This is a genomic window from Bradyrhizobium sp. B025 (assembly GCF_042257955.1).
In the GTDB taxonomy this organism is placed as follows: domain Bacteria; phylum Pseudomonadota; class Alphaproteobacteria; order Rhizobiales; family Xanthobacteraceae; genus Bradyrhizobium; species Bradyrhizobium diazoefficiens.
Genome location: NZ_CP170150.1, coordinates 5,857,100 through 5,876,844, shown reverse-complemented (window position 1 = coordinate 5,876,844; position 19,745 = coordinate 5,857,100). Strand labels below are relative to the sequence as shown.

Here is a 19,745-nt window from a genome sequence, read left to right as displayed (position 1 = left end):
TGGTTGAGCAATTGTGATCCGTGCCCGGATTTGATGCAGCTCAACACGTATCGGAAGCGTCGCCATATCCTGCTGCCGACATAGACCAGAAGCCCGCAGGATCATTCAGCCATGAGCGTCGTGAAGGTATTTCCACGGGCCGAAGAGCCGCCGGCACAGGCTCTCCCCGCCAATTCGGCTGCCGAAGCCCCTGCGACGATCCCCGAAAGGATCCCTGAGAAGCCGGCCGTCGCCAATTCCCTGCCTGCATCGGAGCCGTACCCTTTCGACCGCGCGTTTCATGCGATGCTGGCGCGGTTCACGGGCGGGATTTCGCCTGTGGCCTCGTCGCTCGCCTGGCTCGACTGGAGCACGCATCTTGCCGCGGCGCCGGAGCGCCGGATGCAGATGTTCCGTAACGGTCTTCGCGATACCGGTATGCTCCTGCAAGCCGTCGCGCACGCGACCTCGCAAAAGCCGTGGTCCGTGATTGAGCCGCAGGGACGCGATCGTCGCTTCAAGGACCCGCAATGGGAGACCGCGCCGTTCAATCTGCTTGCGCAGGCGTTCCTGCTCTCGGAGCGCTGGTGGCACGATGCCACGACCGGCGTGCGTGGCGTGTCGCATGCAAACGAAGCCGTCGTCGAGTTCTCGGTGCGCCAGATGCTCGACATGCTGGCGCCGTCGAATTTCGCGGCCACCAATCCGCAGGTTCTCGAAAAGGCGTTCCAGAGCGGCGGCGAGAATTTTGTGTTCGGTTGGCAGAACTGGTGCAGCGATCTGATGCGGCTGCTCTCTGTCTCGAAGCCGGCGGGTGACGAGCAGTTCGTCGTCGGCAAGACGGTGGCAGCTACGCCCGGCAAGGTCGTCTACCGCAACGATCTGATCGAGCTGATCCAGTATCATCCCACGACCGCGCAAGTGCGACCCGAGCCGATCCTGATCGTGCCGGCCTGGATCATGAAGTATTACATCCTCGATCTGTCGCCGCAAAATTCCCTGGTCCGGTATCTGACCGGTCAAGGCTTCACCGTGTTCGCGATCTCCTGGCGCAATCCGGATGCGAAGGACAGGGATGTTGCCTTCGACGACTATCGCAAGCTGGGAGTGATGGCCGCGCTGGACATGATCGGCCGGATCATGCCCGATCGGAAGACCCATGCGCTCGGCTACTGTCTGGGCGGCACGTTGCTGTCGATCGCCGCGGCGGCCATGGCGCGCGACGGCGATGGCCGTCTCGGCACCATCACGCTCCTTGCCGGCCAGACCGACTTCACCGAGGCCGGCGAATTGACGCTCTTCATCAACGAGAGCCAGGTCGCCTTCCTCGAAGACATGATGTGGCAGCGCGGCTATCTCGACACGACACAGATGGCCGGTGCGTTCCAGCTGCTGCGCTCCAACGAGCTGATCTGGTCGCGGCTGTCGCGTGACTATCTGATGGGCGAGAGTTCGCAGCCGAGCGATCTGATGGCCTGGAACGCCGATGCCACGCGGCTGCCTTATCGCATGCACTCGGAGTACTTGCGCAAGCTGTTCCTCGACAACGATCTGGCCGAAGGCCGCTATCGCGTCGAGGGCAGGAGCGTCTCGCTCTCCGACATTCACGCGCCGATGTTCGTGGTGGGCACGCTCGCCGACCACGTGGCGCCGTGGCGATCCGTCTACAAGATCCACTATCAGGCTGATGCCGACGTAACCTTCCTGTTGACCAACGGCGGCCATAATGCCGGCGTCGTCGCGCCTCCTGACGAGCCCTGGCACACCTATCAGGTCATGACCAAGGCCGCGGATGCGCCGTATGTCGGCCCGGACGAGTGGCTGAAGCTGGCGCCGCGTGTTGAGGGATCGTGGTGGCCGGAATGGGCTCAATGGCTGGCGGCGCGCTCAGGTGAGCCCTGTGATCCACCGTCGATCGGTGTCGGGGGTGCTGACGGTCTGCCCGACGCGCCGGGAGACTACGTCCACAGCTAATCCTTGGGCTCCGCGTTCGGAGCAAGGTCTGACGAGCGGAAGGGCTTGGCCTTGTCCAGTTTCCGGTAGGCCGTAGAGGCGGTTCGCAGCAGCCTCTTTTCCCGCTTGCGGTCGAGGAAGCGAATGCCGGCCTCGGGGCCGGCGCCGTTCAACGACGCTGCCAGCGCTTGCCCGCGCGCATCGTCGTTCAATTGCCCGAGGGACCTCTGTGCCTTGCGCAATTGCTTGAGGATGGACTTCTGCTTCGCCAGGGAATCGTCATCGAACAGGTCCGTAAGCGACTCGATCGAATAGGTCAGCCGCTTGTTGAGAAGCCGCAACCTGTGTCGTTTCTCGACATCGAGCTTGCGCAGCTTCCTGGCCTTCCTGAGCAGCGTCTCTTCCCACTCGGTCAGCCGCGCCGTCGCGTGGTCGGCGAGCGAGCAACGGCGCAACCTGACGGCTTCCTTGCTGCGCCGGGTCGACCAGGGCCCGCTCTCGATCCACGCCGAGGTCTGCTCGACCAGGCGCTTGTAGCGCGCGGATTGCAGCGCGCGCACGAGCAGGCGGTGGCTCTCGGCGCGCTTCTCGTCCCAGTGCTGGAGCTCGGCGATCACGGCGAGCTCGTCGCCACTCTCGGCGACGACCCGCTCGATCGCCACGTCGAGATCCCGCACCAGGCCGAGCTGGCTGTTGAGCCATTTCAGCTCGGCCCAGACGTTCGGCCGCAGCGTGTCGTCCACCATGGGCGAGAAGAAGCGGATGGCGGTGCGCAGATGCGTCAGTGCGATGCGGATCTGGTGCAGCGCGTCGGGATCGCCGCGGCAAGTGCCGTCGTGCTGGGCAAGGACCGCACCGAGGTGGCGGCGGGCGATGATCCGGAACGCCGTATCGCAGGCCATGCCGGGGCTGAGGCGGCCGGGCAGGGCATTGCGCCGCGTCGCCGGCTTGGCGCGCGCGGTCGCGGTCGAACTCGTGGTGGGTTGCGACATCCTTGCCCGCGTCAATCAGATTGCCTTATTTTGCCCTGCGATTGCGTCCCGGCAGCGCTGGAGCGTCTGCTCTTGTGTCCCGGATGCATCGATGGTCGCCCAATCGACATGGCCGATATTATAGTGCTCTTGCTGCGCAGCAACCTCTTGCGTGGCGTCGGAGGCATCGCCGTGGCGGCCGCCGATGCGCGCCTGACGGGTCGCGAGGTCGGCGACGAGGAATAGTCCGCTCAGCGGCACGTTGCATTGGCGGGCCATGGCGGCCAGTTGCTCCCGTTCGGACTCGCTTGCAAAGACGGCATCGACGATCGCGGAATGGCCTTGCGCCAGCACCTGTCGGGCGCTCTGCACCAGGACCTCGTAGACGCGTGCCGTGACCTCGGGCCGGTACGTGGACGTCGGCAGCCGGTGGGTGTGTTCCACCTGAAACAGCTGCTTGCGAATGATGTCGCTGCGCAGCACGACGGCTCCCGGTTGCGGCGCGACGTTGGGTGCCAGCGCGCGGGCGAGGGCGGACTTGCCGGTGCCCGATAGTCCGCCGACCGCAATCAGGCGCGGGGTGGGCGGGTGGATCAGAGCCCGGGCGAGATCGAAGTAGCGGCGCGCCTCGTGAAGAATTCCTGTCCGGTCGGCATCGGGCCGCGTCAGCCGCGCCAGCGCCACCTGGGCACGGATTGCCGCGCGAATGGACATGAACAGCGGCAGGACCGAGAGCGCATCGAGGTTTTCGGGCGGCGTTGCGGCGAGATACCGGTTCAGGACGATATTGGCTGCGAGCGGTTGACCATGGTGCAGCAGGTCCATCAGCGTGAACGCGAGGTCGTAGAGCACGTCGACAGTTGCGATTCTCGCATCGAACTCGATCGCGTCGAACAGCACCGGCTGGTCGTCGATCGCAACGATATTCGCAAGATGCAGGTCGCCGTGGCAGCGGCGCACGTATCCCTGACGGCCGCGTTCTTCGAGCAGCGGCCGCAGGCGCTGCAATATCGTGTACGAGGCTTCGCCGAGTTGCTCGATCTCTTCGGCTTCGAGATGGTTGCCCTTCCGCAAGCCGTCGCCGTTTCCATCGACGAGGCCGGGGATGGAGGCAACCCATGCCGTGCCGTCGGCGCGAGGTGCCATCGCGTGCGACGCCACGATGGCATCAGCGGCAGCCGAAGCGAGGTTCGCATCCAGCGGGCCGGCCTTCGCCAGATGATCCAGCGTCCGGGTTTCGTCGAAGCGGGACATGTCGACCGCATACTCGACCGGCCGGCCGCGGCCGTCGACCTGCAGCGATCCGTCCGGCTCCTCGGTGATCGCCACGACGCGGTGATAGATCTGCGGCGCCAGCGGCCGGTTGATCCTGATCTCCTCCTCGCAGGCCGTCTTGCGTTTCTCGAGCGTCGAATAGTCGAGGAACGGAAACCGGACAGACCGCTTGATCTTCAGCGCGCGGCTACCGTCGAGAAACACCGACGCGGCATGCGTATCGATCCGTGTCACGCCCGGATGCGCGCAGAGCGCCGTGAAGATCCGTTCCTGGGCAGCCGTTTCGTCTGTCATCGAAGCTGGTATTCCGAGATAAGGTCAGGGTCTGAGCACGGCGGCGCCAAGAATCTGTCCATTCCGCAGCATGTCCAGAACTTCGTTGGCCTGATCGAGCGGGAATGCGGTCGTCTCGGTGCGCACGCCCGCCTGCGGAGCGATCCTGAGAAAATCGAGACCGTCCTGTCGGGTGAGATTGGCAACGGAGATCAGCTGCCGTTCCTGCCAGAGCAGGTCGTACGGAAAGCTCGGAATGTCGCTCATATAGATGCCGGCGCAGACCACGCGGCCACCCTTGCGAACGGAGCGCAGCGCGGCCGGCACGAGCTCGCCGGCGGGGGCGTAGATGATGGCGGCGTCGAGCGGTGTGTCGGGAATTTCGTCCGAGGCGCCCGCCCAGACGGCGCCGAGCCGGCGGGCGAGGTCCTGTGCGGCCAGATCGCCGCGCCGTGTAAACGCGTGGACAGAGCGCCCCTGCCAGACCGCGACTTGCGCGACGATATGGCCGGCGGCGCCGAAGCCGTAGATGCCCAGCCTCTCAGCCTGGCCGGCGAGGACCAGCGAACGCCAGCCGATCAGGCCTGCACACAGCAGAGGGGCGAGAGCCACGTCGTCGCCGGCCTCGCCCAGCGGAAAGGCATAGCGCGCATCGGCGACCACGTGCGTTGCATAGCCGCCGTCCCTTGTATAACCGGTGAAGAGCGGGCGGTCGCAGAGGTTCTCCATGCCCTCCCGGCAAAACCGGCAGTTTCCGCAGGTGAACCCGAGCCAGGGAATGCCGACCCGGTCACCCAGCGCATGCGTTGCGACATCGGGGCCGACGAGATCGATACGGCCGACGATTTCATGGCCAGGTACGATCGGGTAGCGGATGCCGGGCAATTCGGCGTCGACGACGTGAAGATCGGTCCGGCAGACGCCGCAGGCGCTGACTCTCACCCGGATCTGACCTTCGCCGGGGATTGGATCGGGGCGCTCCTCCATCCGCAGCCGTGCTCGCGGGGCAGCCAACACCATCGCACGCATCAGTCTCTCCGGGGCGAACCGCTCCGATCGAACTATCCATAGAATGACAGCGCGGGGCCAGTCCTTGACCTCCCTCAATGCTCGCCTTTGCCCGTCTGGACGGTTCCCCAAGGCTTGTTGAGGATCAAAAGGCTTGATGAGGATCAATGGTGTTGACGAAAGCCGGCCTATTCTGGTGGCAAGGAGAACCCCGATGCCCCTGAAGGACGTTTTTCTGCCGCTTGTCGGCCAGCCGCGCGGACCGGCCGTTGCTGCGATCGAGAAATGCGTGGCAGTCGCCGCCGACCTCGGCGCCAGGATCACCGCGCTCGCGCTCGAGGAAGACGTTTTCGTGCGGCCGATGGTGCTGCTCCCCGATGATCCCGATGCCGCCGTGGCAAAGGGGCCCCTTGGAGCGGACGATGTGCAGCATCTTCTGAATGCCTTCACTGATGCGGCGGCTCGCGCCAACGTTCGGACCCAAAGCCGGTCGGGCAAGGTGCCGGCGGACCAGATTGCGTCGATACTGGCCGAACAGGCGCGTTTCAGCGATCTCACGCTGGTTCCCGTGAAGCCGCACGACAGCCGAACGGAGCACATCATCGAGACGATCCTGTTTGAATCCGGGCGGCCGCTGCTGCTCTGCCCGGAGCAGCATGTGGACGTGCTGCGACCGGAATTCGAGAAAGTCATGATCGCTTGGGATCACTCCGCGCGCGCGGCGCGGGCGGTCGGTGACGCGCTGCCGATCCTTCAGGCTGCGGCCTCGGTCCGCGTGGTGACCGTGGCCGACGACAAGACCGACGCGATCGTGCAATCCGGGACCGCCCTCGTCGATCATTTGAGCGAGCACGGTGTCCAGGCCTCGTTCGAGACGGCGAAAGGCGGCGGCAGCTCGATCGGCAAGGTGCTCGGAAGTTGGGCAAATTCCAATGCCATCGATGCGATCGTGATGGGCGCCTATCATCATTCGCGCCTGAACGAGATCGTCTGGGGTGGTGTGACAAAGACTGTCATTGGCCAGCCACCGTGCTGGGTTATGATCTCCCACTAGGCTCGCCGCCAGCTTGCCGGCCTGATCTTTCAACCATCGGAACCACCACCGACGGGGCGCATTTGCTTTCATGTCCACCTATCGCCTGAAGAACCTGCTGTCGCCGCGTTCGGTTGCGCTTGTCGGGGCGAGCGCCCGTCCGGTTTCCGTGGGGCGCGCCGTTCTGGAGAACATTCGCAAGGCTGAATTCACGGGACAGTTCGGCCTCGTCAATCCGCGTCATGCCGAGATCAGCGGCGTTGCCGCAGTGGTGAGCCTCGACAGGCTGGCATTCGTGCCCGAGCTCGTGGTCATCACCGCGCCGGCCCGGGAGGTTCCCGGCATCATCGACCAGGCCGGACGGCGCGGCTCGGCGGGCGCACTGATCGTCACGGCCGGACTCGGCCATGGGCCGGGATCGCTGCAAGAGGCCGTGATCGCCGCGGCTCGCAAATACGGCATGCGGCTGATCGGGCCGAACTGCCTCGGCATCATGATGCCCGGCGTGAGCCTCAATGCCAGTTTTGCCGCGCACATGCCGGGAGCTGGAAATCTCGCGCTGATTTCGCAATCCGGCGCGATCGCCGCCGGCATGGTGGACTGGGCCGCGCAGCGCGGCGTCGGCTTCTCCGGCATCGTCTCGATCGGCGACCAGATCGACGTCGATATTGCCGATCTGCTCGACTATTTCGCGATGGATCACAAGACCCGCGCGATCCTGCTCTATATCGAGGCCATCAAGGACGCGCGTAAATTCATGTCGGCGGCACGCGCCGCGGCGCGTGTGAAGCCGGTTGTCGTGGTGAAGTCCGGCCGCATGGCGCAGGGTGCGAAGGCGGCAGCGACCCACACCGGCGCGCTTGCGGGTGCCGACGCCGTCTATGATGCGGCGTTCCGCCGCGCGGGTATCCTGCGGGTCTCCGATCTGCGCGAGCTGTTCGACTGCGCCGAGACGCTCGGCCGCGTCGAATCGCCGACCGGAAAGCGCCTCGCCATTCTGACCAATGGCGGCGGCATCGGTGTCCTCGCCGTCGATCGACTGGTCGAGCTTGGCGGAATTCCCGCGTCCATCTCGGCGGATGCCCGCAAGAAACTCGATGACGCGCTGCCGCCGACCTGGTCCGGCGCAAATCCCGTCGACATCGTGGGCGATGCCGATGCAGCGCGCTACGCGGCGGCGCTCGAGGTGCTGCTCGCCGACCCCGACAATGACGCAGTTCTCGTCCTCAACGTGCAGACGGCGATCGCCTCGGCTTCCGACATCGCGAGGACCGTGACGGAGCTCGTCGGCAAATATCGCGAGAAGCACCGCAGTTGGGCAAAGCCGGTGCTTGCCGCCTGGGTTGGGGCCGATCAAGCGATCATTCAGACGCTCTCCGGCGGGGGCATTCCGAACTATCCGACCGAGGACGATGCGGTGCGCGGTTTCATGCATCTGGTCCGGCACCGCGAAGTGGTCGAGGAACTGAGCCAGGTTCCCCCTGCAATGCCCGACACGTTCGTGCCTGACGCCCGGGCGGCCAGGCAGATCGTAGCCGCAGCCATCGCCGATGACCGCAAATGGCTCGAGCCTGTCGAGATCAAGCACCTGCTCGAAGCCTACGACATCGCGATGGTGCCAACCTATGCCGCCGCCGACGTCGAGCAGGCCGTGGCGTACGCGAACGAGATGTTCGCGCAAGGCGCCACCGTCGTGCTGAAGATCATGTCGCGCGACATCGTGCACAAATCAGATGTCGGCGGCGTCGTGCTCAATCTGACGACGCCGGAGGCGGTGCGTGCGGCTGCCTCCGATATTCTCGCCCGGGCAAGGAAGCTGCGGCCCGAGGCCCGCATCGGCGGCGTCATCGTCCAGGCGATGGTCGTCAAGGCGAAGGCGCGCGAGCTGATCCTCGGTCTTGCCGACGATCCCACCTTCGGCACGGTCGTCGTCTTCGGCCGGGGCGGAACGGCGGTGGAGATCATCAATGACAGGGCGCTGGCGCTGCCGCCGCTCGATCTGCAACTCGCCCGCGACCTGATCGACCGCACGCGGGTCTCGCGGCTGCTGCGCGCCTACCGGGACGTGCCGGCCGTCAAGCAGGACGCCGTCGCCATGGTGCTGGTCAAGCTCGCCCAGATGGCGGCCGATATCCCTGGGATCCGCGAATTCGACATCAACCCGCTGCTCGCGGACGAGACCGGTGTGACGGCAGTCGACGCCCGTGTCGCGGTGGGGCCGTCGCAGCGGAAGTTTGCCGGCTCAGGCCCCGCCAATTTCGCCGTTCGCGCCTATCCCTCGCAGTGGGAGCGCCGCCTCAAGCTCAAGGACGATTGGCGCATCTTCGCGCGGCCGTTGCGCCCTGACGACGAGCCGACCATCCACGAGTTCCTGCGTCATGTGACGCCTCACGACCTCCGCCTGCGCTTCTTCGCGCCGATGAAGGAGTTCACCCACGAATTCATCGCGCGCCTGACCCAGCTCGACTACGCGCGCGCGATGGCTTTCATCGCATTCGATGAGGCTACTGGCGAGATGGTCGGCGTGGTCCGGCTCCATTCGGACTCGATCTACGAGAGCGGTGAATACGCGATCCTGCTGCGGTCCGATCTCAAGGGCAGGGGGCTTGGATGGGCCCTGATGCAACTGATCATCGACTATGCGAGATCCGAAGGGCTGAAGGCCATATCGGGCGACGTGCTTCAGGAGAACACCGTGATGCTCGAAATGTGCCGGCAGCTCGGTTTCGAGGTCAAGCCGGATCCGACCGAGCCTGATATCTGCGACGTCCGGCTGAAGCTCTGAGCGCGCCGGCTAAAGCATGATCCGGAAAAGTGCGTGTCGGTTTTCCGAAAAGATCATGCTCAAACAACAACCCAAAGCACGATGACGATTCATCCCAATCTCATCGCGCTTCAGGAGCGCGCTTCGGCCGACGTTGCAGCGGCAGTCTCCTTGGTCGTTTTCCGCAGGCTCTTGACGATGATCGCGATCAGCGGCACCAGCACCGGCACGATCGTGCTCAGCGGATGATGCACCGCGCCCGACACCTGGGTCTGGAGCGCGCGCGCCTCGAGCTGAAGGGCCTCGATGGATGCGCCGTGAATTTCATTGGCGAGCTCGATGTCGCGGCCGGACGGAGCCCGCCCGGCGATGACGAAGAGGACCGCCGCGATGGCAAAATTGACGGCGCCGAGGATGGCCGCTGCCGCAATTGCGCTCCAGATCTGGACCAGCGCGAAATAGGCCGACAGCTCCAGCATCAGGAGCCCGAATGCCGCGATCAATGCCGCAAAGGCGCGCAGGCCGAGGCCTACCAGCAGATGGCGCAGCCTGATGTCTGCGATGATCCTGTCGGTCCGCCACAGCACGCGCAGATGTTTGACGACGTTCTCGGTATTCACCTAGTGTCTCCTCAGCATGAAGCCGACGACGACGCCGAGCGCGAAGGCGGAGGCGAGCGACGTCATCGGGCGCTCCGCGATGAGGCCCTGAAGCTGCTCCTGCTCGTCGCTGACGGTTTCGCCGAGCTCGGCAAGCGCGGCCTTGATCTGATCGGCCAGAGCCTCGGCGCGGTCCTTCGAACTCTCGAACATTTCCTCGCCGGCCGTGCTCAGCAGGCGGGTGACGTCCACCTTCAACGTCCGCAGTTCTTCGCTCATCCTGTCGCTGTCGAACATGGATTTGATGTCTCCATTGAATGGAGCGAACCTAAGACCCGCCGGCGTGACCGCGCTTGATTTGCGTCAAGGGGTGGGCAGGGGCCTGCCCTTGAGACAGGTCAAACCGCCCGCCACACGCTGGCCTAGAAGTGGCGGCTGAATGGGGACCGATTGTCCCGATGAGGTGGAAGCGTGAACTCCGAACCGCTGTTGCTGGCAACGCCGTCTGGCGAGGGGCTGAAATTGCGCCCGCAAGGGTCCTGGACCGCGGCGAATGTGGCGATGCTCGAAACTCTGTCCCGCTCGGTCGGCGCGGATGTCGATCGATCCAGGGCCGTGACGCTGGACATGTCGGGCGTCAGTGCGCTGGATACGCTCGGCGCCTGGGTCCTGGAGAAGCTGTCGCGCAGGGCCGCAACGTCAGGCAGATCGGCCGAATTCGTCGGCGTCGCCGATCATTTCAGCGGTCTGATGGACGAGGTGCGTGAGGTTAACCGCCACACGCCGGCGCCGGCAGCTGCGCCAAATCCGCTTCTGCTCAGGCTCGGCGATCTCGGCAAGTCCACGGTCGGCGCGCGGGAAGACATTACGATCTTCCTGCAAATGCTCGGCGCATTGTTCATGGCCATTTTCGGTGTGCTGCGCCGGCCGCGGTCGCTGCGGCTGACGTCGCTGGTCTACCAGCTCTACCGCATCGGATGGCAGGCGATTCCCATCGTCGCGCTGATCACCTTCCTGATCGGCGCCATTATCGCCCAGCAGGGATTCTTCCATTTCCGCAGGTTCGGTGCTGAGTCCTATACCGTCGATATGGTGGGCATCCTCGTGCTGCGCGAGCTCGGCGTTCTGATCGTCGCCATCATGGTCGCCGGCCGGTCGGGGAGCGCCTACACCGCCGAGCTCGGTTCGATGAAGATGCGCGAGGAGATCGACGCGCTGTCGACCATGGGGCTCGATCCCGTCGGCGTCCTGATCCTGCCGCGTGTTGCGGCGCTGGTCATCGCGCTGCCGATTCTCGCCTTCATCGGATCGATTGCCGCGCTCTATGGCGGCGGCCTGGTCGCGCAGTTCTACGGCGACATGGGGCCGGCGATCTACATCGCACGGCTGCATGAGGCTATTTCCGTCACCCATTTCGAGGTGGGCATCCTGAAGGCGCCGTTCATGGCGCTGGTGATCGGGATTGTCGCCTGTAGCGAGGGCTTGCGCGTCAAGGGCAGTGCCGAGTCGCTGGGGCGGCAGACGACGACGTCGGTGGTCAAGTCGATCTTCCTGGTGATCGTGCTCGACGGTCTGTTCGCAATCTTCTTTGCCTCGATTGGGATGTGACGATGGGCGAACCGCAGGAACAGTTCGCGATCCGCGTCCGCGACCTCGTGGTCGGCTTCGGCCGCCAGACGGTGCTCGACCATCTCTCGCTCGACGTTTGCAAGGGCGAGATTCTCGGGCTGGTGGGAGCGTCCGGCGGCGGCAAGTCGGTCTTGATGCGAACCATCATCGGCCTCATCCCGCGCCGAAGCGGTACCATTGAGGTCATGGGGCACGAGATCGGCGGCACGCATGACCGCGGCACGCAAGGCGCGGCCGCGACATGGGGCATCCTCTTCCAGCAGGGCGCGCTGTTCTCCTCGCTGACGGTCCGCCAGAACGTCCAGTTTCCGCTGCGCGAAAATCTCGTCCTGTCGCAGGAGCTGATGGACGAGATCGCGATCGCCAAGCTCGAGATGGTCGGATTGCGGGCGCAGGATGCCGACAAATATCCGGCGGAGCTGTCCGGCGGCATGACCAAGCGTGTGGCGCTGGCGCGCGCGCTCGCGCTCGATCCGCCGATCCTGTTCCTGGACGAGCCGACATCCGGCCTCGACCCGATCGCCGCCGGCGATTTCGACGCGCTGATCGGGACCCTGCAAAGGACCCTGGGGCTGACCGTGTTCATGGTCACCCACGATCTTGCCAGCCTCACCACGGTCTGCGACCGCGTCGCCGCGCTCGCCGACGGCAAGATCGTCGCAATCGGGCCGATGCGCGAACTGCTGCAATCCGAGCATCCCTGGGTGCGCGCCTATTTCCACGGCAAGCGCTCGCAGATGCTGCAACACGAGATGAGATGAGACATGGAAACCCGCGCTCCCTACGTGCTGATCGGCAGCTTCGTGCTGGCCGCGATTATCGCGGTGTTCGGCTTCATCTATTGGCTGAACAACACCGGCGGCATCGGGCCGCGCACGAACTATCGCGTGCAATTCCAGGGACCGGTGCCGGGTCTCTTGGTCGGCGCCGGCGTGCTCTTCAATGGCATCCGCGTCGGCGAGGTGACCCAGCTCGGGCTTGCGCCGGACAATCCGCGCTTCGTCAACGCGACGATCTCGGTTGCTTCGGCGACGCCGGTGCGCGCCGACACCAGGGTCGGGCTCGATTTCCAGGGCTTGACCGGCGTTCCCGTGGTGACGCTGGAGGGCGGCATGATCGTCGCCAAATCCGGTGAGCCCCTGACCTTGATCGCCGAGGCCGGCGCAGGCCAGAGCATGACGCAGGCCGCGCGCGACGCGTTGCGGCGGGTCGATACCGTGCTGGAGGACAATTCCGGTCCGCTGAAGGACACCATCGCCAATCTCAAGACATTCTCCGACGGGCTCGCGCGCAACACCGGCAAGATCGACGGCATTTTGGCAGGCCTCGAGAAGATGACGGGCGGCGGGGCGCCGGCGCAGAAGATCACCTACGACCTGCGCGCGCCGCAGAACCTTGGTCCGGCCGGCAAGACGTTCTCTGCGTCGCTGGCCATTCCCGAGCCGACCGCAGTCGCGATGCTCCAGACCCAGCGCATGCTGTTCTCTCCCGTGGGTGACAACCCGGGCTTTGCCGATTTCCTGTGGGCCGACAGCATCCCGAAACTGGTGCAGGCGCGGCTGATCGACGGTTTCGAGAACTACGACATCGCTCATGCGCCGCTGCGCACGAGCGATCTCGGACAGGCGGACTACCAGCTTCTGATCGACATCAGGCGCTTCCGGATCGCCACGGAGGGCGAGACGCGGGTCGAGATCGCCCTGTCGGCGCGGATCGTCGACAAGAACGGCAAGGTGGTCGCGTCCCGCATCATTGAGGCCAGCGAGAAGCTCGACAAGGTCGAGCCGGCGGCTGCCGTTGCAGCGTTCGATGCGGCTTTCGCCCGCATCGCCAAGGAGCTGATCGGCTGGACGGTGCAGGCCGTCTGAGGCCGGCTATTCGAGCGTCTTCAGGTACGACAGCAGATCGTGAATCTGGTCCGGACTGAGCTCGAAGGCGGGCATGTCGGCGTGGCCGGTGTAGATGCCCTCCGCCAGCGCCTCGCCAAGGGTCTCGATCGGATAGCGCCGGTGCAGGGTGCGTAGCGGGGGCGCGATCTTGAGCGAGCTCTCGGAGACGCGGTCGATCGCGTGGCAGCGCGCGCAATTGGTCCGTGCAAAGGCCTTGCCGCGTTGTTCGGCAGTAGGGGCCGCCAGCGCAGGCGTGATCAGAAATAGGCCAATCAGGCCCTGGCGGAGCGCGTGCTGAAGCATGGAAGGAGGGGTCCCGTCGAACTCTCGGCACAGAATAGAGGGGGGAGGGAGACCAAAATTGATCTGGGTCAATCGCATTTGTGGCGGCGCAGTAAAATGCAGCCCGCGTGGCGGACTCGGCCGGGGGGCGGAGCTGGACCGACGCTAGGAGCGGTGGATGAAGCCTTCCGTGGTCACGATTGAGACGAACGGGCATTTCTGCAGCGATTGCGGCGTCCGCGCATCGGCGGTTTGCTCGTCGCTGGATGCGGCCGAGCTCAGGGAGTTCGAACATCTCGGACGCCGTGTCCATTTTTCCTCGGGCGAGACCGTGTTCTCCGAGGAGGACATCACGACCTCGTTCTACAACGTCCTCGAGGGCGTCATGCGGCTGTACAAGCTGCTGCCCGACGGCCGGCGGCAGATCGTGGGTTTCGCGTTGCCCGGCGATTTCCTGGGGATGAATCTTTCCGGCCGCCACAATTTTTCGGCCGATGCGATCGGCGCGGTGATCGTCTGCCAGTTCGCAAAGGCGCCCTTCGGCCGTTTCATCGAGGATCGTCCGCAGCTGCTCAGGCGGATCAACGAGCTGGCCATTCGCGAGTTGAGCCAGGCACGCGACCATATGGTTCTGCTCGGCCGCCGCTCGGCGGACGAGAAGGTCGCCGCTTTCTTGCTGGGCTGGCGCGAACGGCTGTTGGCGCTCAAGGGGCCGTCCGACACGGTTCCGCTTCCGATGAGCCGCCAGGACATCGCCGACTATCTCGGCCTGACCATCGAAACCGTCAGCCGCACCTTCACCAAGCTCGAACGCCACGGCGCGATCGAGATCATTCACGGCGGAATCAGCCTGCTCGACCCGGCGCGCGTCGAGGCTTTGGCCGCAGCCTGACAGGGCTTTCCACAACGATCTCGGTTTTTTGATCCCGATCAATGACGCCCGGCATCCGCCGCAAATAATGCGCTCAAACGATCCGGGAGGAGCATGATGCCCACTGACGCGTTGCTGATGACTATTGTCGTCGTGGCGATCTTCGTCACGTTCGCCGCAGCTCTGGCGTGGGCGGACCGGCAAACCAGCACAGGCAGGATTGATCCCGATTCCAAGCGTTGATGCTCCGGATTGTAGATTCCGTTTGATGCGCTGGCTGTCGGCTCTCGCCCAGCGGGCGTTGGGGCGTTCGGTAGCGCCTTGACGCAATCGCGACTTGCGGTGCTTGCAACTCTGCATCGACCGGAGTGCATTGGCGCATCCTTTGGATGCCGACTCGGAGGCGGGGCCGAGGTAATTTCGCCGCATTTGCCTAAAACCGCGGGCATGCTTTCCGGTTGAAAAGCCGGGCAACACTGACTACGCAGGAACTCCAGTGCCTCGCAGTCTTAGGAGCCCAGCGGCGTGCCTCAGGACAAGACCGGCGACCCCCGGCAATCGGCGGGCAACAAATTATCGGTCCTGCGCAAGCACCCGATCTTCGCGGATCTGGAGCCGGAGGCGCTCGATCAGCTTTGCCGCTACGCCAAGCACACCACGGTGAAGCGCGGCGCGACGATCGCCGCCAAGGGCGATCCCGGCAACAATTTGTTCGCGGTGATCGCCGGAACAGTGAAGATATCCTCCTCTTCGCCCGACGGGCGGAATGCCATTCTCAATCTCATCGGTCCTGGAGAAATCTTTGGCGAGATCGCGGTTCTCGACGGTGCGCCGCGTTCGGCGGATGCGACAGCCAACACCAATTGCGAGCTCTACATCATCGACCGCCGCGACTTCCTGCCGTTCGTGAAGAGTCAGCCGGCGCTTGCGATGAAGTTCATCGAACTGCTCTGCGCGCGCCTGCGCTGGACCAGCCAGCAGGTCGAGCAGGTGATCCTGCAAAATCTGCCGGGACGGCTGGCAAGCGCGCTGCTCGGCCTCACCGAGGAGCGCAAGCTCGACTCCGGCAGCGGCACGCTCGCCATCACGCAGCAGGAGATCAGCGAGATGGTGGGCATGACGCGCGAGAGCATCAACAAGCAATTGCGCGCCTGGGCCGGACGCAACTGGGTTCGTCTCGAGCATGGTGCCATCGTGGTGCTCGACATCGATGCGTTGCGCGAACTCGCCGAGAGCGGCCTCGACGGCGAGTGATGCGTCGCGTCTAGTTGTCGATGATGGCGACGGCGCGGGTCCAGCCCGCGGAGGCGCGTTCGATCTTCACCGGGAAGCATGAGACCGTGAATCCGGTCGAGGGCAATTGATCGAGATTGTGCAGCTTCTCGAGATGGCAATAGCCAATATGCCGGCCCGCCTTGTGGCCTTCCCAGATCAGGCCGGCGTCTTTTGTTTCGGCATACTTCTTCGCGGTGTAGACGAACGGCGCATCCCAGCTCCAGCCATCGGTGCCGGTCAGCCGCACGCCGCGTTCGAGCAGGTACATGGTGGCCTCATAGCCCATGCCGCAGCCGGAGTTGACGTAGCTGGCCTCGCCGAATTTGGCGCCGGCGCTGGTGTTGACGACGACGATCTCGAGCGGCGACAGCGTGTGCCCGATGCGCTTGAGCTCCGTCTCGACGTCGCCGGCGGTAACGACATAACCGTCGGGCAGATGCCGGAAGTCGAGCTTCACGCCGGGCTGAAAGCACCACTCCAGCGGCACCTCATCGATGGTCCATGACCGCTCGCCGCGATTCATCGTCGGATGGAAGTGCCACGGTGCATCGAGATGCGTGCCGTTGTGGGTCGACAGCGACACCTGCTCCACGGCCCAGCCCTGGCCATCCGGCAGGTCTTCCGCCTTGAGGCCGTCGAAGAACTGCAGCATGCGCGGCAGGCCCTGCTGGTGGTCGATATAGGTGATGGTCGGGTGATTACCGGGCGGATCGGACGTCACGTCGTTTCTGAGCGGCACGGAAATATCGACGAGCGTCCGCGGCATGGGCATTCCCTCAAGACAGTCCAGTGTTTGGGATATCTTGAGGGGCCTCCATTGGAGGCGTCAAGTCACGCTCCGGCGACGTCGATCCAGCCCGCCATACCCACCATAGTGCGAATTGCGCCAGAAATTGATCGATGCAACTCTTGCATTGATCGATGCTGGATTTGGCTTGGACAGAGAATGCCGCCCGCCCTAGGGACGACATTGGCGCTTGACTTCCCACCTGAAGTGGAGCGACCCAAGACGGCCTGCAGCCTGCCCACAACGACATAATCACCTCAGGAGGAAGCCCAGATGAAGACACTCACCGGTATCATCGCAGCCGCTGTGCTGGCGATCTCAGCGCCGCTGGCGACTGCGCGCGATTTCCGCTCCGCCGACATCCATCCCGCCGACTATCCGACCGTCGAGGCCGTCAAGTTCATGGGCAAGCAGCTCGCGACGGCGAGCGGCGGCAAGCTCGGCGTGAAGGTGTTTCCGAACGGCGCCCTCGGCTCCGAGAAGGACACCATCGAGCAGCTCAAGATCGGCGCGCTCGACATGATGCGCATCAACGCATCGCCGCTCAACAACTTCGTGCCCGAGACCATCGCCCTGTGCCTTCCCTTCGTCTTCCGCGACACGCAGCACATGCGCACCGTGCTTGACGGGCCGATCGGCGACGAGATCCTGGCGGCCATGGAGCCCGCCGGTCTGGTCGGCCTTGCCTATTACGACAGCGGCGCCCGATCCATCTACACCGTCAAGGCACCGGTCAAGTCGCTCGCCGACCTCAAGGGCCTGAAGATCCGCGTCCAGCAATCCGACCTCTGGGTCGGCATGATCCAGAGCCTCGGGGCCAACCCGACCCCGATGCCCTATGGCGAGGTCTACACCGCCCTCAAGACCGGCCTCGTGGACGCCGCCGAAAACAACTGGCCCTCCTACGAGTCCTCGCGCCATTTCGAGGCCGCCAAGTACTACAACGTCACCGAGCACTCGCTGGCGCCCGAAGTTCTTGTGATGTCGAAAAAGGTCTGGGACACGTTGAGCAAGGAGGATCAGGCGATGGTCCGCAAGGCGGCCAAGGAATCGGTGCCGGTCATGCGCAAGCTCTGGGACGAGCGCGAGCAGGCCTCCCGCAAGACCGTCGAGGCGGCCGGCGTTCAGGTCGTAACCATCGCCAACAAGGCGGAATTCGTCGACGCGATGAAGCCGGTGTACCAGAAGTTCGCCGGTGACGAGAAGCTCCAGGGCCTCGTCAAGCGTATCCAGGACACGAAGTAAAAACAGGGCGGGACAAGGTCCGGCGTCGCCGTCAGGTGACACCGGACCTGCGCAGGGAGACGCGGGATGACAGACCCACATGTCGCAAGCCACGAGCAGGAGGCCCCGGCTCGCCCATCCACAGGCCTGCTGTCGCGGATCAATGCTCCCGTCGCGCGCGTGGGCATGTATCTGTCCGTGACCGGCCTGCTCGTCATCGTCACCATCGTATTCTACCAAGTGTTCGGACGTTACGTGCTCAATTCCAGCCCGACCTGGACCGAGAATCTTGCGTTGGTCCTCATTCTGTACGTCACACTGATCGGTGCCGCCGTCGGCGTGCGCGATGCGGGCCACATCGGCATGGACAGTCTGCTGGTCATGCTTCCGGATCACGTCCGGGAAGAAATCGAGATCGTGATCCACGTCCTGGTGGCCGTGTTCGGCATCGCCATGGCCTATAACGGCTGGATCCTCGGGGCATCGGTCGGGACCGTGAAAATCCCCAATCTCGGTCTGCCTGAGGTGATCCGCTACGTGCCGCTGATCGCCTCCGGCATCCTGATCGTCTCCTTTTCCATCGAGCACATCATTGCTCTCCTGCGCGGCGAAGAGGTCGTCCCCTCATGGAACTGATCATCCTCGGCGCCACGTTCTTCGGCTTCCTGATCCTCGGTGTCCCGGTCGCCTTCGCGATCGGCCTCTCCGCAATCTGCACCATCCTCTACGAAGGCCTGCCGGTGGCCGTCATCTTCCAGCAGATGATGTCGGGGATGAACATCTTCTCCTTCCTGGCCATCCCGTTCTTCGTCTTCAGCGGTGAGCTGATGCTGCATGGCGGCGTCGCCGACAAGATCGTGAAGCTCGCCAAGAATCTCGTCGGGCACATCCGCGGCGGCCTCGGCATGTCGAACGTGGTCGCCTGCACGCTGTTCGGCGGCGTCTCCGGCTCGCCCGTGGCCGACGTGTCGGCGATGGGCGCGGTGATGATCCCGATGATGAAAAAGGAAGGGTTCGACACCGACTACGCCGTCAACGTCACCACCCACGCCTCGCTGGTTGGAGCCTTGATGCCGACCAGCCACAACATGATCATCTATGCGCTGGCCGCCGGCGGAAAGGTCTCGATCGGCGCGCTGATCGCCGCGGGCCTCCTGCCGGCGCTGGTGCTGATGGTGTGCATGCTGGTCGCCGCCTACGCGGTCGCGGTGAAGCGCGGTTATCCCGCAGGCAAGTTCCCGGGCTGGGCCGAAGTGCTTCGTTCGCTCGCCGCCGCGCTGCCCGGCCTGCTGATCGTCGGCATCATCCTGGCCGGCATCCTGTCGGGCGTCTTCACGGCAACTGAATCCGCGGCCGTCGCGGTTACCTACACGATCCTGCTGACGTTCTTCATCTACCGCAGCATGACCTTGCCGAACTTTCTGCGAGCCGCTGCGAAGGCCGTGAAGACGACGGGCGTGGTGCTGCTGCTGATCGGCGTCTCCACCATGTTCCAGTATCTGATGGGTCTCTACGAAGTGGCCGATTTCGCCGGCGACCTCATGAGCAAGGTGTCCACGCAGCCCTGGATGATCTTCCTGCTCATCAACGTCATCCTGTTCGTGCTCGGCACGTTCATGGACATGGCGGCGACCATCCTGATCTGCACGCCGATCTTCCTGCCGATCGCGATGAAGGCGGGCATGGATCCGGTGCAGTTCGGCATGCTGATGCTGATCAACTGCGCGCTCGGGCTGAACACCCCGCCGGTCGGAACGACGCAGTTCGTCGGCTGCGCCATCGGCGGCATCTCGGTGGGCGCGGTGATGCGCACCATCCTGCCGTTCTATGCCGCGCTGATCGCGGCGCTGATGTTCGTCACCTACGTTCCCGCCTTCTCGCTGTGGCTGCCGCGTCTTTTGATGGGATACAAGGGATAGCTGCCGTGCATGCG

The 19,745-nt window shown here is 64.5% G+C and carries 19 protein-coding genes; 12 read left to right on the top strand and 7 right to left on the bottom strand.

Going from position 1 to position 19,745, the window contains the following annotated elements; translation table 11 throughout:
* Positions 1–111: 111 nt before the first annotated feature.
* Positions 112–1,953: a PHA/PHB synthase family protein gene (locus ACE10W_RS27570; RefSeq protein WP_375762202.1), complete on the top strand. Its 1,842-nt coding sequence runs from the start codon at positions 112–114 to the stop codon at positions 1,951–1,953.
* On the opposite strand, the gene ACE10W_RS27565 is transcribed toward ACE10W_RS27570, so the two are convergent.
* From ACE10W_RS27565 to ACE10W_RS27555, 3 genes are read right to left on the bottom strand one after another with little or no spacing between them, the layout of a single operon-like run.
* Complete coding sequence (locus ACE10W_RS27565) at positions 1,950–2,924, bottom strand: CHAD domain-containing protein (RefSeq protein ID WP_304564204.1); 975 nt, start codon at positions 2,922–2,924, stop codon at positions 1,950–1,952. The two genes, ACE10W_RS27570 and ACE10W_RS27565, sit on opposite strands and share 4 nt — an antisense overlap.
* 15 nt (positions 2,925–2,939) lie before the next feature.
* Positions 2,940–4,472 (bottom strand): bifunctional aminoglycoside phosphotransferase/ATP-binding protein, encoded by a 1,533-nt coding sequence (locus ACE10W_RS27560; RefSeq protein WP_182869064.1) that lies wholly within the window; start codon positions 4,470–4,472, stop codon positions 2,940–2,942.
* Positions 4,473–4,496: 24 nt separating this feature from the next.
* A complete protein-coding gene (locus tag ACE10W_RS27555) occupies positions 4,497–5,480 on the bottom strand; it encodes a zinc-dependent alcohol dehydrogenase family protein (RefSeq protein WP_375762201.1) in 984 nt (327 codons plus the stop codon).
* Between the two features lie 193 nt (positions 5,481–5,673).
* Here ACE10W_RS27555 and ACE10W_RS27550 point away from each other — a divergent pair, with 193 nt between their 5' ends.
* Both ACE10W_RS27550 and ACE10W_RS27545 read left to right on the top strand, forming a co-directional pair.
* Positions 5,674–6,513, top strand: a complete 840-nt coding sequence (locus ACE10W_RS27550; protein ID WP_375762200.1) for a universal stress protein — start codon at positions 5,674–5,676, stop codon at positions 6,511–6,513.
* A gap of 70 nt (positions 6,514–6,583) precedes the next feature.
* Complete coding sequence (locus tag ACE10W_RS27545) at positions 6,584–9,277, top strand: bifunctional acetate--CoA ligase family protein/GNAT family N-acetyltransferase (RefSeq protein ID WP_375762199.1); 2,694 nt, start codon at positions 6,584–6,586, stop codon at positions 9,275–9,277.
* 110 nt (positions 9,278–9,387) lie between these two features.
* On the opposite strand, the gene ACE10W_RS27540 is transcribed toward ACE10W_RS27545, so the two are convergent.
* Together ACE10W_RS27540 and ACE10W_RS27535 are read right to left on the bottom strand one after the other, a co-directional pair.
* Positions 9,388–9,876, bottom strand: coding sequence for a phage holin family protein (locus ACE10W_RS27540; RefSeq protein ID WP_028174474.1), 489 nt, complete (start codon positions 9,874–9,876; stop codon positions 9,388–9,390).
* Positions 9,877–10,152 carry a hypothetical protein gene (locus ACE10W_RS27535; RefSeq protein WP_011088807.1) on the bottom strand — a complete coding sequence of 92 codons (276 nt, stop codon included), beginning with the start codon at positions 10,150–10,152 and terminating at the stop codon, positions 9,877–9,879.
* Between the two features lie 174 nt (positions 10,153–10,326).
* On the opposite strand from ACE10W_RS27535, the gene ACE10W_RS27530 reads away from it, so the two are divergent.
* The 3 genes from ACE10W_RS27530 to ACE10W_RS27520 are packed head-to-tail and all read left to right on the top strand — an operon-like array spanning position 10,327 to position 13,352.
* A complete protein-coding gene (locus tag ACE10W_RS27530; RefSeq protein WP_182869056.1) occupies positions 10,327–11,463 on the top strand; it encodes an ABC transporter permease in 1,137 nt (378 codons plus the stop codon).
* Between the two features lie 2 nt (positions 11,464–11,465).
* The gene (locus tag ACE10W_RS27525; protein ID WP_375762198.1) at positions 11,466–12,245 is read left to right on the top strand and encodes an ABC transporter ATP-binding protein; all 780 of its coding nucleotides are present in this window, start codon (positions 11,466–11,468) and stop codon (positions 12,243–12,245) included.
* Between the two features lie 3 nt (positions 12,246–12,248).
* Complete coding sequence (locus tag ACE10W_RS27520; protein WP_375762197.1) at positions 12,249–13,352, top strand: ABC-type transport auxiliary lipoprotein family protein; 1,104 nt, start codon at positions 12,249–12,251, stop codon at positions 13,350–13,352.
* A 6-nt stretch (positions 13,353–13,358) separates the two neighbouring features.
* On the opposite strand, the gene ACE10W_RS27515 is transcribed toward ACE10W_RS27520, so the two are convergent.
* Positions 13,359–13,676: a c-type cytochrome gene (locus tag ACE10W_RS27515; RefSeq protein ID WP_375762196.1), complete on the bottom strand. Its 318-nt coding sequence runs from the start codon at positions 13,674–13,676 to the stop codon at positions 13,359–13,361.
* A gap of 157 nt (positions 13,677–13,833) precedes the next feature.
* Here ACE10W_RS27515 and ACE10W_RS27510 point away from each other — a divergent pair, with 157 nt between their 5' ends.
* The 3 genes from ACE10W_RS27510 (at position 13,834) to ACE10W_RS27500 (ending at position 15,780) form a co-directional block, all read left to right on the top strand.
* A complete protein-coding gene (locus ACE10W_RS27510) occupies positions 13,834–14,547 on the top strand; it encodes a Crp/Fnr family transcriptional regulator (RefSeq protein WP_375762195.1) in 714 nt (237 codons plus the stop codon).
* Between the two features lie 96 nt (positions 14,548–14,643).
* Positions 14,644–14,769, top strand: a complete 126-nt coding sequence (locus ACE10W_RS27505; RefSeq protein ID WP_375762194.1) for a hypothetical protein — start codon at positions 14,644–14,646, stop codon at positions 14,767–14,769.
* Between the two features lie 282 nt (positions 14,770–15,051).
* Entirely contained in the window at positions 15,052–15,780 is a 729-nt protein-coding gene (locus ACE10W_RS27500) for a Crp/Fnr family transcriptional regulator (protein WP_375762193.1), read from the top strand.
* Between the two features lie 10 nt (positions 15,781–15,790).
* On the opposite strand, the gene ACE10W_RS27495 is transcribed toward ACE10W_RS27500, so the two are convergent.
* Positions 15,791–16,567 (bottom strand): cyclase family protein, encoded by a 777-nt coding sequence (locus ACE10W_RS27495; RefSeq protein WP_375762192.1) that lies wholly within the window; start codon positions 16,565–16,567, stop codon positions 15,791–15,793.
* 294 nt (positions 16,568–16,861) lie between these two features.
* On the opposite strand from ACE10W_RS27495, the gene ACE10W_RS27490 reads away from it, so the two are divergent.
* The 3 genes from ACE10W_RS27490 to ACE10W_RS27480 all read left to right on the top strand — a co-directional run bounded on the left by ACE10W_RS27490 (position 16,862) and on the right by ACE10W_RS27480 (position 19,731).
* Positions 16,862–17,833: a TRAP transporter substrate-binding protein gene (locus ACE10W_RS27490; RefSeq protein ID WP_375762191.1), complete on the top strand. Its 972-nt coding sequence runs from the start codon at positions 16,862–16,864 to the stop codon at positions 17,831–17,833.
* A 66-nt stretch (positions 17,834–17,899) separates the two neighbouring features.
* The gene (locus ACE10W_RS27485; RefSeq protein WP_375762190.1) at positions 17,900–18,448 is read left to right on the top strand and encodes a TRAP transporter small permease; all 549 of its coding nucleotides are present in this window, start codon (positions 17,900–17,902) and stop codon (positions 18,446–18,448) included.
* A complete protein-coding gene (locus ACE10W_RS27480; RefSeq protein ID WP_375762189.1) occupies positions 18,439–19,731 on the top strand; it encodes a TRAP transporter large permease in 1,293 nt (430 codons plus the stop codon). The genes ACE10W_RS27485 and ACE10W_RS27480 overlap by 10 nt, the downstream gene beginning before the upstream one ends.
* Positions 19,732–19,745: the final 14 nt, after the last annotated feature.

Coding starts and splice junctions, on each gene's coding strand:
- ACE10W_RS27520 (WP_375762197.1), top strand. CDS start 12,249: ATGGAAACCCGCGCTCCCTACGTGCTGATCGGCAGCTTCGTGCTGGCC.
- ACE10W_RS27545 (WP_375762199.1), top strand. CDS start 6,584: ATGTCCACCTATCGCCTGAAGAACCTGCTGTCGCCGCGTTCGGTTGCG.
- ACE10W_RS27510 (WP_375762195.1), top strand. CDS start 13,834: ATGAAGCCTTCCGTGGTCACGATTGAGACGAACGGGCATTTCTGCAGC.
- ACE10W_RS27525 (WP_375762198.1), top strand. CDS start 11,466: ATGGGCGAACCGCAGGAACAGTTCGCGATCCGCGTCCGCGACCTCGTG.
- ACE10W_RS27485 (WP_375762190.1), top strand. CDS start 17,900: ATGACAGACCCACATGTCGCAAGCCACGAGCAGGAGGCCCCGGCTCGC.
- ACE10W_RS27490 (WP_375762191.1), top strand. CDS start 16,862: ATGAAGACACTCACCGGTATCATCGCAGCCGCTGTGCTGGCGATCTCA.
- ACE10W_RS27565 (WP_304564204.1), bottom strand. CDS start 2,924: ATGTCGCAACCCACCACGAGTTCGACCGCGACCGCGCGCGCCAAGCCG.
- ACE10W_RS27480 (WP_375762189.1), top strand. CDS start 18,439: ATGGAACTGATCATCCTCGGCGCCACGTTCTTCGGCTTCCTGATCCTC.
- ACE10W_RS27515 (WP_375762196.1), bottom strand. CDS start 13,676: ATGCTTCAGCACGCGCTCCGCCAGGGCCTGATTGGCCTATTTCTGATC.
- ACE10W_RS27535 (WP_011088807.1), bottom strand. CDS start 10,152: ATGTTCGACAGCGACAGGATGAGCGAAGAACTGCGGACGTTGAAGGTG.
- ACE10W_RS27560 (WP_182869064.1), bottom strand. CDS start 4,472: ATGACAGACGAAACGGCTGCCCAGGAACGGATCTTCACGGCGCTCTGC.
- ACE10W_RS27570 (WP_375762202.1), top strand. CDS start 112: ATGAGCGTCGTGAAGGTATTTCCACGGGCCGAAGAGCCGCCGGCACAG.
- ACE10W_RS27505 (WP_375762194.1), top strand. CDS start 14,644: ATGCCCACTGACGCGTTGCTGATGACTATTGTCGTCGTGGCGATCTTC.
- ACE10W_RS27550 (WP_375762200.1), top strand. CDS start 5,674: ATGCCCCTGAAGGACGTTTTTCTGCCGCTTGTCGGCCAGCCGCGCGGA.
- ACE10W_RS27495 (WP_375762192.1), bottom strand. CDS start 16,567: ATGCCGCGGACGCTCGTCGATATTTCCGTGCCGCTCAGAAACGACGTG.
- ACE10W_RS27555 (WP_375762201.1), bottom strand. CDS start 5,480: ATGCGTGCGATGGTGTTGGCTGCCCCGCGAGCACGGCTGCGGATGGAG.